Source organism: Metallosphaera javensis (ex Hofmann et al. 2022), assembly GCF_022064045.1.
In the GTDB taxonomy this organism is placed as follows: Archaea; Thermoproteota; Thermoprotei_A; order Sulfolobales; family Sulfolobaceae; genus Metallosphaera; species Metallosphaera javensis.
In genome coordinates, this window is sequence record NZ_JAKNCW010000040.1 from 1 (window position 1) to 3,300 (window position 3,300).

Below are 3,300 nucleotides of genomic sequence, written 5' to 3' on the forward strand. Positions count from 1 at the left end.
CTTAAAACCCTTTACCTTGAGGTGGGTGATACCAAGAAACTGTTCAGCCTGAGGTAAGTTCCGAAAAGTGCTAACTGTAATATCCTCTGTGACATTTCCGTCCACAACTATGGGATCTTGTTTGAAAACCATATCTGAAGGTCCTGTAAAGACTACCAAGGTAGGTAACTTTGCGCTTAAATTAAGGGTAAAGGTATTGTTTGTGTTCTCAGGCAAAACTCCGAAATACAGGTAGATGCTGGTTTGTCTGTCAACTGCTGGGGTTCCACCTACAATAGACCTCCACTCAGAGTCTATCCTTCCAAATTGATGGGCAAGTACTATCGCAGTAACCATGGTCGAAAAGATGAAGAAGGCTAGGAAAATCCCCTTGCTAGAATTCTTTAAACGATTTCTAACTTTTCTTACGTTATTGATTCGCCCTCTGTCTATTATCTCAGCCACTACCATAGCAACCACAAGAATAGGGATCAGAGCCTTTTCGTTTATCCCAGACTCCTGAAAGACGTACTTGACGGCATATCCCAAATACGGAATTTGAATTGGGTAGCCAAATACCTGAGGGACATATCCTATTATCCAGGATCTATTCACAATCCAGGGATCGGGTGCCGGATTGTTGATTCCCTTGGTGATATATCCTCCGTCCTTGAAACCTATCACTTCGTGAACTATGTAAATGTGAAGGTATGGTTGATAATACTCAACTATTTCGTGGAGATGGGGCTGGCCAAAGAGGGGTAAAACCAGGATAATATTGCCTGGATATATGAGAGGGACCATGGATTGGGTTGCGTCCAGTTGCCAGCCATAAGGTAGGGAGAATACAGATGTAAGAATGGAGGAGATCACAAATGAACAGGCAAGAAGTATTAGAGCTATGTATACTTTGTTCACAGGATATAAAAAAAGACTTGACTTAAATACATTGGGTTTATGAATCTGACGGATACGTGGCATTAATGGTAAGTTTTAGCGGATAACTTGAGGGCACAGTTACGCCGGGTAACACATGGATCGAGACACCTATAGCTGCCTCTGAACCCGCAGGTATGTCGATATTAAAAGATGCAGTATTTCCCGCTGGCACATTGGGAATCACATAAACATAGTAGTTGCCGTTGACGTCTGTAGCTGAAACGGAAACTATAACATCTGGTTGCGTAGTTAAGGAGATTTCTACGCTCACTGTTTGGTTTAGATTATTTTGTAAATAAAATGCCGGAGTGAAATTGGTAATGGTAGCAGGAGCTGCGGTAAAGTTAAACTCAAAATCGCCGCTTCCGTTTAAGCCGTCTACGACATATCCCTTCTCAGTACTTAGATAGATCCCTGGTATTATGGCTATATCGGCATTAGGATCCTTAACAACTTCCACGGTGAATGTCCTTGAAACGCTGTACGTGAATGTTTGGGAGAATACTAGGCTTAGCATAAGTACCCCTAGTAATAACCCAATGATATAAGAGATCCTTATCCTATTCATTTCACTTCACCATAACATATATGGTATACATAAAAAAATAATATCTCTTATATTAAGTTTTTAGCTACCCGTCGTTGCTGCAGTTATAGTTATGTAGTAGTTTTCTTGAGTTGTTGGGCTAAGTCCATAGGTTTGTAACGTTAAACTTACAGACGTAGAGCCACCTGGTGCAAGAGTAATAGTGACCTGTTGGTATCCATTAACCAGTAGATGAGGGCTGGATGAAGTTATGTTGACCTGGACAGTCTCATTCAAATTGTTTGTTATATTAAATGCATTGTAGAAGGTAGCCATAGCGTTGGAGGCCACGTTGTGGAAGTTTATTTCCAAGTCCCCACTATCGTTTAAGTAAACAAACGGTTCATTGGTGGTGTATGTCCCTAGGTTCTGATTATTAGGAGTTATTGCAATATCGGCATTAGGATCTTGTACAACGGTTACTGTAAAGCTTCTTGTCGCGGTGTATGTAAAGACTGCACTGGAAAAAACTAGCCCTAATAGGGCTACTCCTAGTACTATACCTATTATCGGGGCTAACTTCATTGCTTTCACTATTATCACTGTCAATTGTGGCGTATATAAATTATTCTCATTAAATTGAAGATAAACTATAAGAACCAGGTGAAATTTATATGTCATTTTTTGGGATTGAATAGAAAATTAGAAGTAATAATCTATAGTTTTATATCTCAAGTTCTATGTTAAAAACTTCTAAGTCAGGGATTTCCGTCCTTTCAGTCCCGCAACATCATCCTAATGGCACGAATCTGAGATACCTCTTTATCCCGAGAAACGTAGGAATGAAATTTGGTACCTTAACTCTCCCAGCAAGGTACTGAAAGGTCAGTTGACGTTGATAGCTAATAGGTTATTTTTGTAAATACTCTTAATCAAATCAAGCCTTCTCATCCACATGAGAGGTAAAATAAAAAGATACCTCCTTTCTCGGAAGGGTGCCTAGAACGCATAAAATTCAACTTATTTTAATAGTAAAGTATAGATAAATAAGTTGAATTAAGTGAAACTTTAATTTCATGAAAAGTCCCGGTATGGCTTTACGTGATTCCTGTTACCTTGAACCTAAGGTATTACTCTGCTTCCGCAAAAATCTAGAAACTAAAATAATTTCTCGCTGAATTTTTCTCAATTGTACTCTCTTGACTCATCAACTGCCACCAGACGAAGCACCAGGAGATACTCCCTTCAAGATCAGAATGTCTGCACTAGGCTAAAACGGGTTCAGCTTAGTGTGCCTACTCGTCTCTCACACATCCTAAACTATCAGTAGATCATCTTACATCACCTTGACCAGCCCCGTTCACTGTTACCTGTCTCACGTAATTTAAGCGGTGTGTTCTCCGGGCGAAACCTCCTTCGTCATACGCCATTACCCTCAGCCAGGTGAACCCCTATATCATTTTCGCGAAGCTATTCGTGTTAACCTCTTCTTATGACCCTGCGATTCTCTTCACTTTAGCTACGCTGGTCAAACTCGAGCAATATCAATCTTAAGTAGTCCATAAGGTTAAAGGAGCCGTAATCTCTAAAAGATCCTGATTTAATTCATAGTGTCATCACGCTGGCTTATTTTAAGTTTCAAGGAACTCAATACGAAATCATGAAGTATAAAATGAATTTATCCAAGTTTGACTACACCATAGATACACCCGTGATATGGCTTTGATACGGACAATGATATGGACAAAAGACTTTAATACCTATCATGTTATATTTGTCATACAATGTATAAGAAATTGCTTAGTGTGTTGCTGATACTTTCTGTGGCCCTTCTCCTGTTAGTCTACTCCTATCAT

Annotated in this window: 2 protein-coding genes and 1 pseudogene; all 3 read right to left on the bottom strand. The window is 39.7% G+C overall.

The annotated features are described in order from the left end of the window. Nucleotides 1-897, bottom strand: a pseudogene (locus L3N51_RS12245) (hypothetical protein); the annotation flags it as partial. Between the two features lie 37 nt (nucleotides 898-934). Beyond that, nucleotides 935-1,486, bottom strand: coding sequence for a hypothetical protein (locus L3N51_RS12250; RefSeq protein ID WP_238027502.1), 552 nt, complete (start codon nucleotides 1,484-1,486; stop codon nucleotides 935-937). Between the two features lie 60 nt (nucleotides 1,487-1,546). Then, the gene (locus L3N51_RS12255; protein ID WP_238027503.1) at nucleotides 1,547-2,038 is read right to left on the bottom strand and encodes a hypothetical protein; all 492 of its coding nucleotides are present in this window, start codon (nucleotides 2,036-2,038) and stop codon (nucleotides 1,547-1,549) included. Nucleotides 2,039-3,300: the final 1,262 nt, after the last annotated feature.